Source organism: Arthrobacter sp. PvP023, from assembly GCF_017832975.1.
GTDB lineage: Bacteria > Actinomycetota > Actinomycetes > Actinomycetales > Micrococcaceae > Arthrobacter.
On sequence record NZ_JAFIBI010000001.1, the window covers coordinates 4,022,198 to 4,035,932 of the forward strand.

The following is a 13,735-nucleotide window of genomic DNA, read 5'->3' on the forward strand; positions in this document are numbered from 1 at the left end:
CGGAGCCGGACCCGTTCCCGCCGGAACCGGGGCCCACCGGACCGCCTGACCCGGACAACCCGTTCCCGCCCAGCAGGCCTGACCCCACGGAGCCGCGCCCGCATCCGGGACCGGAACCGTCGCCGGCGCCCGGTCCGCTGCCGATCCCTGACCCGGGGCCCATGCCGCCCGTCCCGCCTGCGCCAAATCCGGACCCCACACGGTTTTGAGGTTCGGTTGACGGGCGCTAATCGCCGATGCTGTGCAGGAACCGGCGCACTTCGGTGTTGAACGCCTCCGGCGTTTCAGCCGCGACCAAATGCCCGACGTCGGGAATCACCACAAGTTTTGACCCGGGAATCTGGCGGTGCATCTCTTGCGCCACTGCCAGCGGCGACCGCACGTCTTCTGCCCCGTAGAGCAGCAGGGTGGGGACGCTGATGGTGGGAAGTACGTCACGGTAGTCTGCATGGCCGCTTGCGCTCAGCATTGCCCGCATGCCGGCGGGGTGGAAGTCGGCCATGATGGCACTCGCCTCTTGGACGACGGCGGGATCCGCGCGCTCCGTGAACAACGTGGGCATCCAGACGGGGATGAACTGTTCGGGCGGCTGGTCCAGCTCGGCGAGTATCTGCGCATACCGGCGCTCGACTTCCTCCGGCGGCAGCGAACCGGCCCAGCCGGCGTATGCCGACACCAGCAGCAGGGAAGCCGCCATGTTGGGGTGGCCCCGGTACAGCTCCAAGGCGACGCCCGATCCCCAGGACAGGCCGAGGACGTGCGGTTTCCGCGGTGATACCTCGCGGAGGAAGCCCGCGAGCACGTCACCCAGTTCCCGGCCGGAGAAGTCCGGCGGGGGATCGTCGGACCGGCCGCAGCCCGGAGCGTCCCAGGCTATGACGGTGAACTCGCCGGACAGACCCTCCAGCTGCCGGCTCCAGACGCGGCTGTCCTCGTAGGCACCATGAAGAAGCACCAGCGGAGGACCCTGGCCCGCACGCTGGTAGCCGATTCGCAGTCCTGAAATCTCAACGGTGTCCATGCCGCACCGCTCCTTAGTGGAGCTGACCCTGATGGCTCTGATTCTAGGCCGATCAGGATCAGCTGCCTACAGGAACAAACCGCACGCCCTGCCCTGTGCGGAGTCCTGCACAAAGGGGTTAGACCAGCGTGATGTCCCGGGTCCGGTGATCGTAGTTGAACGTGATCCGGCCGCCCGGGTGGTGGAGCTCGTGGTTGGCGCCATCAAATGCACCGAACGCACCGTAGTTCTCGTCCCAGGAGCGGTTGAGCGCGATCTTGAAGCTGTAGTGCCCGGCCGGGAGGTCCGTGCTGAGCTTCCACAACTGGTCCACTGCATCCAGCTTCATCTGGGCCTCGTCGTACTGCGGAGCCCAGTTTGCCGGTGCTCCCAGCAGCACGTTGAAGTCGCCGGCGATGGCGACAGCTTCCGGCTGGTCGATCGATTCCACGCTGGGTGCCTCTGCCTGGGTCTCTTCGCCCGCTGGGGCCGGCTTGGCGGCAGCCTTGCGCGTTCGCACAGCCTTCGCCACGGGTGCCACCGCGTCCTCGATCAGCTCGGCAGCCTTTTCGACCACCTTGGCAGCCTTGGAGGGCGCCTTTTTCTTGGGTGCAGCCTTCGGAGCCTTTGCGGCAGCGGCTTTCGGGGCCGCAGCCCTAGCGGGAAGCGATGTGGGTACCGGAACGTCGGCGGGAACCGGAGTTCCTTCCGCGAGTGCGGTGGCGAATGAGTCCGCATCCGGGAATGCCACCGTGGCGCGGAGGCCCTCCTCGGTGATGGTCCAGCCGCTGCGGCCCTTGACGAGCCAGCCGGCCTTGACGAGCTTGCTCGTGGCGGTGGTGAGTGCTTTGTGTCCCCGGGGAATGCCTCCGCTGAGCAGCTCACTTTCCTTCTCGTTCAGCGGTACCCGGACCGTGGCCTGGGCCAGGACCGCGCCCGCGCCGAGGGTCTCGCCCGACAGAACGCTTTCCGCGAGGATGTCGAGCACTGATTTGAGTCGAACAGTGGTGGTGTCTGCAATAGCCGTGGGCATATTTGTCCTTTCGAGCAGGTGATCACTCAGCATTTTGCCAGTGAACTGTAACCGGAGGCGACTATGGGCGTAAACAACGTGTGTCGTGACCGACTGTGACGCCGAATGCAGCACAAGTGATCCTAGGGTCTCAGCTGCGGGACGAAAACATCGGGACTTTGGGCCCGTTGACAAACAAGCGATGCCAAGTGCATCGGACCGCCCGTTGTGGGCCCGGAACGTACCTGCCTATAGTGGCGTCCTGCCGTTAATAAGCAATCTTCCGATGAAGCCGCACCGCCAGTCCCGCCTTCCTTCGATGAGGAGACCAGCATGGAGACCCGCACGCTTGGCACTTTGACCGTATCTGCCCTTGGACTCGGCTGCATGGGCATGAGTGAGTTCTATGGCACGGGCGACGACGCCGAGTCCGCCGCCACCATCCAGGCCTTCCTGGACGCGGGCGGAACGCTGCTGGACACGGCAGACATGTACGGGCCTTTCACCAATGAGCAGCTGGTGGGCCGGGCCATCGCCGGGCGCCGGGCCGAGGTTGTCCTTGCCACCAAGTTCGGTAATGAGCGCCGGGAGGATGGCTCGTGGGTCGGCATCAACGGCCGTCCCGAATATGTCCGTGCCGCCTGCGACGCGAGCCTGCAGCGCCCACGCTGTGCACCCGATCACCGCCGTCCAAACGGAATATTCCCTGTGGGAGCGGGAACCGGAGGCCAAGGTCTTCCCGCTGCTGGCGGAACTGGGCATCGGATTTGTGCCGTACAGCCCGCTGGGACGCGGCTTCCTGACCGGCCAGCTGCCCGGGACCTTAGCCGGCTCGATGAGCTGGCCCCTGCCGGGGTGGCGGCGGGAGCACGCTACCCGCACATGGATTCAATCGACATGTAGGGCCGGCCCGGCCGCCGCCTACCAACCGAGCCCACCACCAAGGGACACCACCACCGCAATGAAGGAGACACAGTGACCGAACTCAATGAAGAAGACCTGGCCCTGGCCCAATGGAGCCGTCGGCTCACCCACGCGCTGCAGATCCTGGACCTGGAGCTTGACCACGCGCTGATTCGCCGGCTGGCCAAGGAATCCTCCGAAGCAGTCAACGACGGCGCCGGTCCGATCAGCGCGGTGGTGGTGGGCTACGCGGCAGGGCTTTCCGCTGCCAAGGGGAAGGCAAGCCCCAGCGAGGCCATCGAGTCGGCCACGGAGGTCGCCCTGAAGTTGTGCGAGCACGGAGCCGACGGCGGCCCGGACAGCGAAGGCTGGAGCGGCACCGCCCAATAGCTCCGGCGCCGCCCAGTAGCTACGCGGTGCTGGGCTCCAACCGCACAATGACGGCCTTGGACACCGGGGTGTTGCTGCCCTCGGCCACGCTTTCCAGCGGAACCAGCACGTTGGCTTCCGGATAGTAGGCCGCCGCGCACCCCCGGGCCGTAGGGTACGAGACCACACGGAACTTCCGGAGCACTCGCTTCACGTTGTCCTCGTACACCCCGTGGATGTCCACGTGCTGGCCATCGGACAGGCCCAGCTCGGCGATGTCCTCGGGGCTGACAAAGACCACGTCGCGGCCCTTCCGGATGCCGCGGTAGCGGTCGTCGTGGCCGTAGATGGTGGTGTTGAACTGGTCGTGCGACCTCATGGATTGCAGGATCAGTGTGCCGGCCGGGCGCTGCACGTGCTCCAGGTGGTTGACGGTGAGCATGGCCTTGCCCGTGGGCGTGGGGAACGTGCGCGAGTCCCGGGGTCCGTTGGGGAGCACAAAACCGCCCTTCTGGCGGATCTTCCGGTTGTAGTCCTCGCAGCCCGCCACCACATGGGAGATATGGTCGCGGATGAGGTCGTAGTCGCGCTCGAACCCGGCCCAGTCGGCGTCGGTCTTCCCGTCCAGGGTGGCGCGGGCCAGCCTGCTGATGATGGCCACTTCCGAGAGCAGGTCCGGTGCCACGGGCCGTACCGTGCCGTGGGAGGCGTGGACGGCGCAGACGGTGTCCTCCACCGACACGAACTGCGGGCCGGAGGCCTGCATGTCGATCTCGGTACGTCCCATGGTGGGCAGGATCAGGGCTTCCTTGCCTGTCACCGTGTGGGAGCGGTTGAGCTTTGTGGAGATCTGCACGGTCATCTCAGTGTTCTCCATGGCGCCTTCGGCTGCCTGGGAGTCGGAGATCGCCCCCACCAGGTTGCCGCCAAGGCCCACGAAGACCTTGATGTCGCCGTCGCGCATCCTTCGAATGGTTTCCACGGCGTCTGCGCCGTGCTCCCGGGGCGGATCGAAGTTGAACTCCTTGCCCAAGGCATCCAGGAAAGCCGGCGGCATCTGTTCCCAGATGCCCATGGTGCGGTCGCCCTGGACATTGCTGTGGCCGCGGATCGGGGACGCTCCTGCACCGGGTTTGCCCATGTTTCCCCGCAGCAGCAGGAGGTTGATGATCTCCTTGATGGTGGCCACGCCCTTTTTATGCTGCGTGATGCCCATGGCCCAGGTGATGATGACCTTCTCGGCCCTCAGGTAGCGCTCGGCCAGTTCGTCGATTTCTTCGCGGCGCAGGCCGGTGGCCTCAAGCACTTCGCGCTCATCCAGTTCGGCGAGGTGCTCCTTGAGTTCCTCCAGCCCTTGGCAATGCTCCTGGAGGAACTGGTGGTCCAGCACGCTGCCCGGGTTCCTGGCTTCGGCGTCGAGAACGCGCTTGGACACCGCCTGCAGGAGCGCCATGTCCCCGCCCAGCCGGATCTGCAGGAACTGGTCGGCTATCTGCGTGCCGTGTCCCACGATGCCCTTGACCTTCTGCGGGTTCTTATACCGGCGCAGTCCGGCCTCGGGCAGCGGGTTGACGGCAACGATCTCGCCGCCGGCTTCCTTGGCTTCCTCGAGGGCGGTGAGCATGCGCGGGTGGTTGGTGCCCGGGTTCTGCCCCATGATGATGATCAGGTCCGCCTGGGCGAAATCGTCGTAGGAGATGGTGGCCTTGCCGATGCCGATGGTCTGGCCCATGCCCCAGCCGGAGGACTCATGGCACATGTTGGAACAGTCCGGCAGGTTGTTGGTTCCGTATGCCCGCACGAACAACTGGTACAGGAAGGCGGCCTCGTTAGAGGTCCGGCCGCTGGTATAGAACGCAGCCTCGTCGGGGCTCGCCAGGCTCTTAAGCTTGCCGCCCAGGATGGAAAAGGCTTCGTTCCAGCTGACGGGCCGGTAATGGTCCTCCCCCGCGGGCTTGTATACCGGTTCGGTCAACCGCCCCTGCATCCCGAGCCAGTACTCGGACATCCCCCGCAGTTCGCTGACCGGGTGCTCCGCCCAGAATTCCGCAGGGACAAGCACCGGGGTGGCCTCCCACGTGACAGCCTTGGCACCGTTCTCGCAGAACTCGAACGTCTTGCGGTGACCGGGGTCCGGCCACGCGCAACTCATGCAGTCGAAGCCGTCCTTCTGGTTCAAGGCCAGCAACGTCTTGCGGGACCGCTCGACGCCCATCTTCTCGATGGCAGGCTTCATGGAGTGGTAGACGCCGGGGAAACCAGCGGCCCACTCCTTTGGTTTGCCCACCTCAAGGTTGTTTTCGTCGGCTTCTTCCACACGAGGGGTCTTCCGGGGCATGCTGCGCCCTCCTTGACTCGGACTTGCTGCTCAGTGCTGCTTCGAACTGGTGTCCCCGCGGACAGGACCTGCCCTCAGGATTAGCAGTTATGGATGGACGCCGCAACCACCCGCCGGGCCCGCGCCAACTCAGGAGTAGCCGAGCTCCGCGAGCAGCTCGGTCTTGCGTTCCTCGTCCGCGAAGGAGGACCGGATGGAGTTGGAGGCAAGCCGGACCCGGTCGAACTCGGACAACCCCAAAACGGTTTGCAGCTGCACGAAGTTGTCGTCCACGTACCCGCCGAAGTACGCGGGATCGTCCGAGTTCACGCTGACGTTCAGTCCCGCAGCGAGCATTGCCGGAAGCGGGTGCTCGGCCAGGGTGTCCACGGCACGGAGCCGCACATTGGACAACGGGCACACGGTCAGCGGCACGCGCTCCGCCACGAGGTGTTCCACCAGATCGGGGTCCTCCATGCAGCGGATGCCGTGATCGATCCGCTCCACGTCCAGCAGTTCCAGCGCATCGATGATGTACGACGGCGGGCCCTCCTCTCCGGCGTGCGCTATCCGGTGCAGGCCGGCCTCCTTCGCCCGGGCGAAGAGCCGTTCAAATTTGGCCGGAGGATTGCCCACCTCGGCTGAATCCAGGCCGATGCCGGCGATGGGCGCGTTCATTGCCAGCAGCTGCTCCAGGACGTCGAGGGCCGATTCCTCGGGCAGGTCGCGCAGGAACGCGGCGATAAGCAGGGTGGACACCCCGAACTCCTCCAGGGAAGTCGCCAGCACGGACGCAACACCGTTCACGCAGGTCTGGAGCGGGATCCCGCGGGACACGTGGGCCTGCGGGTCCATCATGATCTCGGCGTGCCGCACTCCCGCGGCCGCCGCCCGCTCCAGGTACGCGCGGGTCATGTCCGCGAAGTCCTGCTCCGTCTGCAGAACGGCCATGTTGGCGTAGTACAGGTCCAGGAAGGACTGCAGGTCCGTGAACTCGTAGCGGGCGCGCAGCTCGTCCAGGTCCGCGTACGGCAGCGTGATGCCGTTCCGTTCGGCCAGCGCGAAAATCAGCTCCGGCTCCAGGGTCCCCTCGATGTGGAGGTGCAGCTCGGCCACCGGCAGAAGTTTGACGGGCTGGTCCGCCACGGCCTCTTCGGCGTCGGTCTGGGCCGCTACAGCTTCTTCGGTGCCGGCCTGGGCCGCCGGGGCCTGCTCGGGGGCGTGGACAGGAGCATCGCTGAGTGCTGACGCGCCGCCGGGTTCGGGCGCGCCGTCGTAAGTTTCCATCCGGTAAGGATATGCCCGCAGCGCCCGCGCACCGATAGAGTCGAACCGATGCAACATAACAAGCAGGCTTCCAATGTGCCCTTCCTGACTCCGGACCACCCCACCGATGGATTCGTCCGGGTGCGCGGAGCCCGGGAAAACAACCTGCGCAACGTGGACGTGGACGTGCCCCGGGATGCCATCGTCGCGTTCACCGGCGTCTCCGGTTCCGGCAAGTCATCCCTCGCCTTCGGCACCATCTACGCAGAAGCCCAGCGCCGCTATTTCGAATCCGTGGCCCCGTACGCGCGGCGCCTCATCCAGCAGGGGCACAATCCCAAAGTGGAGCTGATCACGGGGCTGCCTCCCGCCGTCGCCCTTCAACAACGGCGCGGCACGCCGAGCAGCCGGTCCACCGTGGGTACGGTGACCACGCTGTCCAACTCGCTGCGCATGCTGTTCTCCCGTGCCGGCACGTATCCGGAAGGCACGGCACAGCTGGATTCGGACGCGTTTTCGCCCAACACGGCCGCCGGCGCCTGCCCCGTCTGCCATGGCCTGGGCATTGCCCACACGGTCAGCGAATCTTCCCTGGTCCCGGACACCTCGCTGAGCATCGCCGACGGCGCCATTGCGGCCTGGCCGGGTGCGTGGCAGGGCAAGAACCTCCGCGACATCCTCAGCCACCTCGGCTACGACGTCACCATCCCCTGGCGGAAGCTGCCCAAGAAGCACCGCGACTGGATCCTGTTTACCGAGGAACAGCCCGTGGTGGAGGTGACGCCGAAGCGGGACCGGGTGGCCAAACCCTACAAAGGCCGCTTCTGGAGCGCCAAGAGCTACGTGCTCCACACGCTGGCCGACTCCAAGAGCGACACCATGCGCCAGCGCGTTCTCCGGTTCATGGAAACGGGACCGTGCGAGCGCTGCGGCGGAAGCGGACTGACGCCCGACGCCCTGGCCGTGACCTTCGCGGGACGCACCATCGCCGAGCTCAACGCCGTACCCATGGCCGAACTGGCCGAGGTCATCCGGCCCACCAGCGAGCTGAAGGACGCCGGGACGGCCAGCCGTGGTGCGGCCTCGGGCGAGACCAACGAAGTGGCCGTCGCCATCACCCGCGACCTCCTGCTGCGGATCACCGTCCTGCTGGAGCTGGGCCTGGGCTACCTCGCCCTGGGCAGGGCCACACCCACGCTCTCCCCCGGCGAGATGCAGCGGCTGCGGATCGCCACCCAGCTGCGCTCCGGGCTGTTCGGAGTGGTGTACGTACTGGACGAACCGTCCGCCGGGCTCCACCCCGCCGACGCCGAACCGTTGCAGGCTGTGCTCGAAGCGCTCAAATCCTCCGGGAATTCGGTGTTCGTGGTGGAACACAACATGGACGTGGTCCGCCGGGCCGATTGGCTGGTTGACGTTGGGCCCCGCGCCGGAGAAGGCGGCGGCGAGATCCTCTACAGCGGCCCTGTTGCGGGGCTGGCGGACGTGGAGTCGTCCGTTACGCGGCCCTTCCTGTTCCCCGGCGGCGGCGGGAGCAACGGCGGCGGACAGCGCGACGGCGGGACGAACGACGGCGGTGCGCGCCGGCAAGCGGACGGCTGGCTCGGATTGAAGGGCATCAGCCGGCACAACCTCCGCAATCTCGATGCGGAATTCCCGCTGGGTATCCTGACGGCGGTCACGGGCGTTTCCGGCTCGGGCAAGTCAACGCTGGTGAGCCAGGTCCTTGCCGAGGTGGTGGGGGCGCGGCTCCGCCCGCAGGCGGGTGACGCTGCGGCGGTTGCGGAGGTAACCGCCGAGGATCTGGAATCCGGGGACGCCGGGTCCGGAGAACCGCTCATCGTTGCCGAAGCCGTGGCAGAAACCAGCGGAATAGAGCGGATTGACCGTCTGGTGCGGGTGGACCAGAAGCCGATCGGCCGCACGCCGCGGTCCAACCTGGCCACGTACACCGGGCTGTTCGACGCGGTGCGCAAGGAATTCGCCGCCACCGGGCAGGCACGTGCCCGCCGGTTCGGCGCCGGCCGGTTCTCCTTCAACGTGGCAGGCGGACGCTGCGAGACCTGCCTGGGCGAAGGGTTCGTGGCCGTTGAGCTCCTCTTCCTGCCGGGAAGCTACGGCCCCTGCCCCGAGTGCGGGGGTTCGCGCTACAACCCGGAGACGCTGGAGGTGACCTACAACGGCAAGAACGTGGCCGAAGTGCTGGCCATGACGGTGGACGCCGCCGCGGACTTCCTTGCCGGCGTCCCGGCCGCTGCCCGCAGCCTGCAGACCCTGCGCGACGTTGGCCTGGGCTACCTCCGGCTGGGCCAGCCCGCCACCGAGCTCTCGGGCGGCGAAGCGCAGCGGATCAAGCTGGCCACGGAACTCCAGCGTGCCCGCCGCGGCCACACCCTCTACCTGCTGGACGAGCCCACCACAGGACTCCACCCTGCGGACGTCCAACTGCTCATGGCCCAGCTGCACGGCCTGGTGGACGCCGGAAACACCGTCATTGTGGTGGAGCACGAGATGGACGTGGTGGCCGCCGCGGACTGGGTGATCGATCTCGGGCCTGCCGGTGGCGACGCCGGCGGTGAGATCGTGGCGTCCGGTACGCCGTCCGACGTCGCCCGTTCCGCCCGGAGCCGGACGGCGCCGTACCTGGCGACGGCGCTGGACCAATGAGGCGCTGGATCGTTGAGAGCACCGGCAATCACGCCCCGCACGCATCCACACCATGGCGGATATCTATTTCGATTTGATAACGCACCGGCACTGTCCTAGCGTGGAACGTGATCCCGCCGAGCGGGACAACGAATGCCCGGTGCTGCCACCACCAGTTACTGCCCGGCCGGCAGACACCGTACATGACCTCTAGTTCGTCAGGGGCGGGCAGTGGCGCGACAACGTCCGGGGACGGACCGAGCGCAGGTGGCCCTCAGGAGCATCCACTTCCATGAACACTTCCACTCGCATGAACACCCCCATGGGCAAATCCAAACTGGGGACCGCCGCGCGCCGCGGAGTGACGCTGGCCGCCGTTTCCGCGGCAGGACTCGCACTGTCCGCCACAGCCGCCAACGCGGCCGTGCCCACCGTAACCAGCACCAGCACCTGGGACGCCCTCGCCCAGTGCGAGAGCGGCGGCAACTGGAGCACCAACACCGGCAACGGTTTCAGCGGCGGACTCCAGTTCACCGATAGCACCTGGGCGGCCTACGGCGGCACCGGATCGGCGGCAAACGCCACCCGCGAGCAGCAGATCGCCGTCGCCGAGAACGTCCAGGCCAGCCAGGGCTGGGGTGCCTGGCCTGCTTGTGCAGCCAGCCTGGGCCTTAGCGGCGGCGGTGGAGCACCCGCACCGAGCGTCCCGGTCACCCCGGCCCCCGCCGAGGTACCGGTACAGGCCGCACAGGCTCCGGTCCAGGCCGCGTCTGCCGCAGTGGCACCCGCCCAGGCCGAACCCCGCCACGCCGCACAGGTTCCGTTGAGCGGCGAAACCTACACGGTGGAGGCCGGTGAGACCCTGAGCACCATCGCGGAGAAGCTGGACATCACGGGCGGCTGGCAGACCCTTGCCGATGCCAACACGGACACCATCGTGGATCCCGACCTGGTGCTTGCTGGACAGGTTCTGCAGCTGCCTGCCTAGGGTTTAGGTAGCAGAGCGTTAAACAACGACGCCGGAGCGTTCCCTTGGCGGGGAGCTCCGGCGTCGTTGTTTCTTAAGTTAGTTCACGCCGCCTGCGGCAGTTCGCGGACGATCCGGACTTTCCAGGCGGAGTCGTCGCTGGTGTCCAGAAGGGCCACAGTGCCGATGTGCAGGTGCAGGGCCACCCGCTTGGCTGCCAGGAGCTCGAGGTAGAGGTGCTCGTTCATGCGCGCCGGCGAATCGATCACGAACTTCACGGCATCGCGCACCTTGCGGTAGTTGTCGCTGCGTTCGCGGTGCAGGTGCAGCTCCAGCGAGTGGCGCTGGCGGACCTTCGGCTCATGCGCGTTGAGCCACGAGACCGCTGCGTGCACCCCGACTACAACGGCGAGGGACACGGCGTAGATCCACCAACCGGTGGACAGCAGGAACAGGGGGAGGTTGGCGATGGCCACTACCGCGATGAACAGGCGGAGGGCAACGATGCGCCGGAGTTTCAGGGCAACAGAACCGATGGCGGCGCGGAAGCCGTGCTGCTCCTTGCGGGCCGCTTCCGGGTCGATGGTGAATTCATCAAGCACCAGGATGCCTTTGGCTTCCGGGCTCAGCATTTGTCCGAACTTCGGCGTGAACGGAACTGCTTGGGTAAGTGTCATTTCGTGTCTTCCGGAGGGTGGCTGAGGCGGGATTTGATTGGGGTCATCTTAGTGAAATTGTGACCGTGTTGTCGCCCCCGTCTCAGCATACGGTCCAGTAAACTACGCCGCACTGCTCTCAGGCCGCTCACAGCCTACCAGCGTTTTGCCGCTGCAACGCCGCCGCCTCAGCGGGTGCGCGGCGGCCGCCGCCATTTGGTCTTGGACCCCGGCACCTCCACACTTGAAGGATGCAGACTTTCCTTCCCTATCCAGATTTCCAGCAGAGTGCCGCGGTCCTTGACCGCGTGCGGCTCGGCAAGCAGCGTGTCGAGGCGCTGCAGACACTGCGTGCGCTGGTGATCCCGGAGTACGGCTGGCAGTCGCACCCGGCCATCCGCATGTGGATGGGCTACGTTCCCGCGCTGACCATGTATGGCCTGGCCATCGCTGATGAATGGATCGCCCGCGGCGGCGAGGACACCACCCGGGCCAAGATCGCCGAATTTGCCCCGCAGGCTGACCACGCGGCCTACGCGGCCAAGATCCCCATGCCGCCGTGGCTTGGCGAGCCCGACCTCCACCTGAGCCACCGCTCCCGGCTGCTGCAGAAGGAACCGCGCTTCTACAGCGAACTGTTCCCCGGAACACCCGCGGACCTCGAGTATGTCTGGCCCGAACCCCGGCATGAGTTCCTCCCGGAGGATCCGGTCGGTGACCGGCTCTGGATCCTGCGTGCCCAGGTGGGCGACACCGCCCCGGACAAGCTCGACACCATCAGCCTGCCGGAGGTCGGCCGCGCCGCGAAGGCCGCCGCCCAGTCCGAAGAGTACGAGTTCGTCTACGCCGACACCGACTCGCGCCGCCCCGCCAAGAACCCCAAGAAGCGGCCGCCCAAGCAATTGGTGAAGAAGCCCACCCGGAAGCGCCAGCAGCAGGAGGAGGCCTTCCGCACCCTCCCCGGCAATTCGGCCATCGCTGTCCCGTTCGACGGCGGCGCCACGTTCGCGGTCGGCAAGGTCCAGGGGCGCCCCATCACGGTGGACGGACGTTTCGCCCGGAACTTCCAGGTGACGGACGTTGTGGAACGCTCCTCGTTCGACTACCCCGCCCTGCTGCAGGACCCCCGGCTGTTCTTCCCGATTCCGGCGCCCTAGCCGTAATCCCCGAGCCTGGCCAAGGCTTCGCCGCCGCTCTGGCAGACTGGCCCGTATGACTGTTCTTATGGCCGGCTGCGGCGATCTGGGTACCGAGGCCGGGCTGCGTTTCGCGGCCGCCGGCCACCGCGTGGTGGGCTGGCGGCGGTCGCCCGACAAGCTACCGGCCGCCATCGAGGGTGTCGCGGCTGACTTGACCGTTCCGCCGCTGCCGCAGATCCCGGCGGACACCACCGCCGTCGTCATCGCGGTTGCGGCCGACTCCCCCACCGAAGAGGCCTACCGGGCCGCCTACGTGGACGGACTGTCTAACGTTCTGGATGCGCTGGAACGCGCACGCGAGCACGACGGCGCCGCGGCGCCTTCACCGCTGCGCCGCGTGTTGTTCGTCTCCTCCACCGCCGTGTACGGCGACGCGGACGGCGGCTGGGTGGATGAAAGCACGACGCCGGCACCGGGCGGATTCTCCGGCCGCATCATCCGCGAGGCCGAGGACCTGCTGCACCGGCGCCTGCCCGGCACCGGGATCACCCCCGTGGTGCTTCGCCTGGGCGGCATTTACGGGCCGGGGCGGACCCGGCTGATCGACCAGGTCCGCTCAGGAACTGCGGTGGCTCCGGCGGAACCGCGGTACACCAACCGCATCCACCGCGACGACGCCGCCGCGGCGATCGTGCACCTCTGCACTATGGCCGCCGAACCCGGACCCGTGTACCTCGGCGTGGACAACGATCCCGCGGAGCTCGGCGAAGTCCAGCGTTTCCTGGCCGACGAGCTGGGACTCCCGCGGCCGTCGTCGGACGTTCCGGCTGGTGACAGTGGCGGCGCGGCCGGCGGCGAACCGTCCCGCGGCGGCAACAAACGGTGCAGCAATGCCCTGCTCCGCAGCACCGGGTTCGAGTTTTCCTACCCCACCTTCCGCGAGGGGTACCGCGCGATCCTGGCCGGCGAAGGCGTCAGGCACCCGTGATGCCGCTGCGCTTTTCCGTATCCGAAGCCTTGTAGGGGGAACAGTGGATTTCCAGCACATCATCGAATCGGTGGGCCGGTTCATGGACTTTGCCGGCGTCGCCGTTATGGTGATCGGCGCCGTCGTGTCCATCCCCATGGCCCTGCGCGGATTCCAGCCGAGACGTCTGCCGCCTGGCTCCGAACCGCTTTCCGTGTACCGCTCCTACCGGCAGCTGCTGGGCCGTTCAATCCTGTTGGGCCTTGAACTCCTGGTGGCGGCGGACATCATCCGTACGGTCGCCGTGACGCCGACCTTCGAGAGCGTGGGTGTGCTGGCGATCATCGTGCTTATCCGGACCTTCCTGAGCTTCTCGCTGGAGCTCGAGATCACCGGCCGCTGGCCCTGGCAGAAACAGCCCGCCGGCGCGGCAGCCTCAGCCGGAGCGTCGGGCTCATCACCTGAGGGCTGAAAGCCTTCTCGGCTGTCAGCG

11 protein-coding genes and 1 pseudogene are annotated in these 13,735 nt (G+C 67.0%); 7 read left to right on the plus strand and 5 right to left on the minus strand.

Annotated elements, in window-relative coordinates; translation table 11 throughout:
• Positions 1–226: 226 nt before the first annotated feature.
• A complete protein-coding gene (locus JOE31_RS18210; protein WP_209747004.1) occupies positions 227–1,021 on the minus strand; it encodes an alpha/beta fold hydrolase in 795 nt (264 codons plus the stop codon).
• A 118-nt stretch (positions 1,022–1,139) separates the two neighbouring features.
• A complete protein-coding gene (locus JOE31_RS18215) occupies positions 1,140–2,033 on the minus strand; it encodes a glycosidase (RefSeq protein WP_209747006.1) in 894 nt (297 codons plus the stop codon).
• A gap of 312 nt (positions 2,034–2,345) precedes the next feature.
• Between JOE31_RS18215 and JOE31_RS18220 the strand changes: the two are divergent.
• Positions 2,346–2,826: pseudogene (locus JOE31_RS18220) on the plus strand (aldo/keto reductase); the annotation flags it as partial.
• A gap of 161 nt (positions 2,827–2,987) precedes the next feature.
• Complete coding sequence (locus tag JOE31_RS18225) at positions 2,988–3,305, plus strand: DUF6457 domain-containing protein (protein WP_209747008.1); 318 nt, start codon at positions 2,988–2,990, stop codon at positions 3,303–3,305.
• Positions 3,306–3,324: 19 nt separating this feature from the next.
• On the opposite strand, the gene JOE31_RS18230 is transcribed toward JOE31_RS18225, so the two are convergent.
• Together JOE31_RS18230 and JOE31_RS18235 are read right to left on the minus strand one after the other, a co-directional pair.
• Entirely contained in the window at positions 3,325–5,622 is a 2,298-nt protein-coding gene (locus JOE31_RS18230) for an FdhF/YdeP family oxidoreductase (RefSeq protein ID WP_209747010.1), read from the minus strand.
• Between the two features lie 129 nt (positions 5,623–5,751).
• Positions 5,752–6,888: an adenosine deaminase gene (locus JOE31_RS18235; protein WP_245199256.1), complete on the minus strand. Its 1,137-nt coding sequence runs from the start codon at positions 6,886–6,888 to the stop codon at positions 5,752–5,754.
• A 48-nt stretch (positions 6,889–6,936) separates the two neighbouring features.
• Here JOE31_RS18235 and JOE31_RS18240 point away from each other — a divergent pair, with 48 nt between their 5' ends.
• Positions 6,937–9,534: an excinuclease ABC subunit UvrA gene (locus tag JOE31_RS18240; protein WP_209747012.1), complete on the plus strand. Its 2,598-nt coding sequence runs from the start codon at positions 6,937–6,939 to the stop codon at positions 9,532–9,534.
• A 271-nt stretch (positions 9,535–9,805) separates the two neighbouring features.
• Positions 9,806–10,501, plus strand: a complete 696-nt coding sequence (locus JOE31_RS18245; RefSeq protein WP_245199257.1) for a transglycosylase family protein — start codon at positions 9,806–9,808, stop codon at positions 10,499–10,501.
• Positions 10,502–10,584: 83 nt separating this feature from the next.
• Here JOE31_RS18245 and JOE31_RS18250 read toward each other — a convergent pair whose 3' ends face one another.
• Positions 10,585–11,157, minus strand: coding sequence for a hypothetical protein (locus JOE31_RS18250; protein WP_209747014.1), 573 nt, complete (start codon positions 11,155–11,157; stop codon positions 10,585–10,587).
• Positions 11,158–11,387: 230 nt separating this feature from the next.
• On the opposite strand from JOE31_RS18250, the gene JOE31_RS18255 reads away from it, so the two are divergent.
• From JOE31_RS18255 to JOE31_RS18265, 3 genes are read left to right on the plus strand one after another with little or no spacing between them, the layout of a single operon-like run.
• The gene (locus JOE31_RS18255) at positions 11,388–12,293 is read left to right on the plus strand and encodes an MSMEG_6728 family protein (RefSeq protein WP_209747016.1); all 906 of its coding nucleotides are present in this window, start codon (positions 11,388–11,390) and stop codon (positions 12,291–12,293) included.
• A 55-nt stretch (positions 12,294–12,348) separates the two neighbouring features.
• The gene (locus JOE31_RS18260; RefSeq protein WP_209747018.1) at positions 12,349–13,263 is read left to right on the plus strand and encodes an SDR family oxidoreductase; all 915 of its coding nucleotides are present in this window, start codon (positions 12,349–12,351) and stop codon (positions 13,261–13,263) included.
• A gap of 43 nt (positions 13,264–13,306) precedes the next feature.
• A complete protein-coding gene (locus JOE31_RS18265) occupies positions 13,307–13,714 on the plus strand; it encodes a DUF1622 domain-containing protein (RefSeq protein ID WP_209747020.1) in 408 nt (135 codons plus the stop codon).
• The last annotated feature ends 21 nt before the right edge of the window (positions 13,715–13,735 follow it).

What these genes read in the sequence shown, in the direction of transcription:
- JOE31_RS18240 (WP_209747012.1), top strand. Translation starts at nt 6,937, where the DNA reads ATGCAACATAACAAGCAGGCTTCCAATGTGCCCTTCCTGACTCCGGAC.
- JOE31_RS18235 (WP_245199256.1), bottom strand. Translation starts at nt 6,888, where the DNA reads ATGGAAACTTACGACGGCGCGCCCGAACCCGGCGGCGCGTCAGCACTC.
- JOE31_RS18255 (WP_209747016.1), top strand. Translation starts at nt 11,388, where the DNA reads ATGCAGACTTTCCTTCCCTATCCAGATTTCCAGCAGAGTGCCGCGGTC.
- JOE31_RS18215 (WP_209747006.1), bottom strand. Translation starts at nt 2,033, where the DNA reads ATGCCCACGGCTATTGCAGACACCACCACTGTTCGACTCAAATCAGTG.
- JOE31_RS18250 (WP_209747014.1), bottom strand. Translation starts at nt 11,157, where the DNA reads ATGACACTTACCCAAGCAGTTCCGTTCACGCCGAAGTTCGGACAAATG.
- JOE31_RS18230 (WP_209747010.1), bottom strand. Translation starts at nt 5,622, where the DNA reads ATGCCCCGGAAGACCCCTCGTGTGGAAGAAGCCGACGAAAACAACCTT.
- JOE31_RS18245 (WP_245199257.1), top strand. Translation starts at nt 9,806, where the DNA reads ATGAACACTTCCACTCGCATGAACACCCCCATGGGCAAATCCAAACTG.
- JOE31_RS18210 (WP_209747004.1), bottom strand. Translation starts at nt 1,021, where the DNA reads ATGGACACCGTTGAGATTTCAGGACTGCGAATCGGCTACCAGCGTGCG.
- JOE31_RS18260 (WP_209747018.1), top strand. Translation starts at nt 12,349, where the DNA reads ATGACTGTTCTTATGGCCGGCTGCGGCGATCTGGGTACCGAGGCCGGG.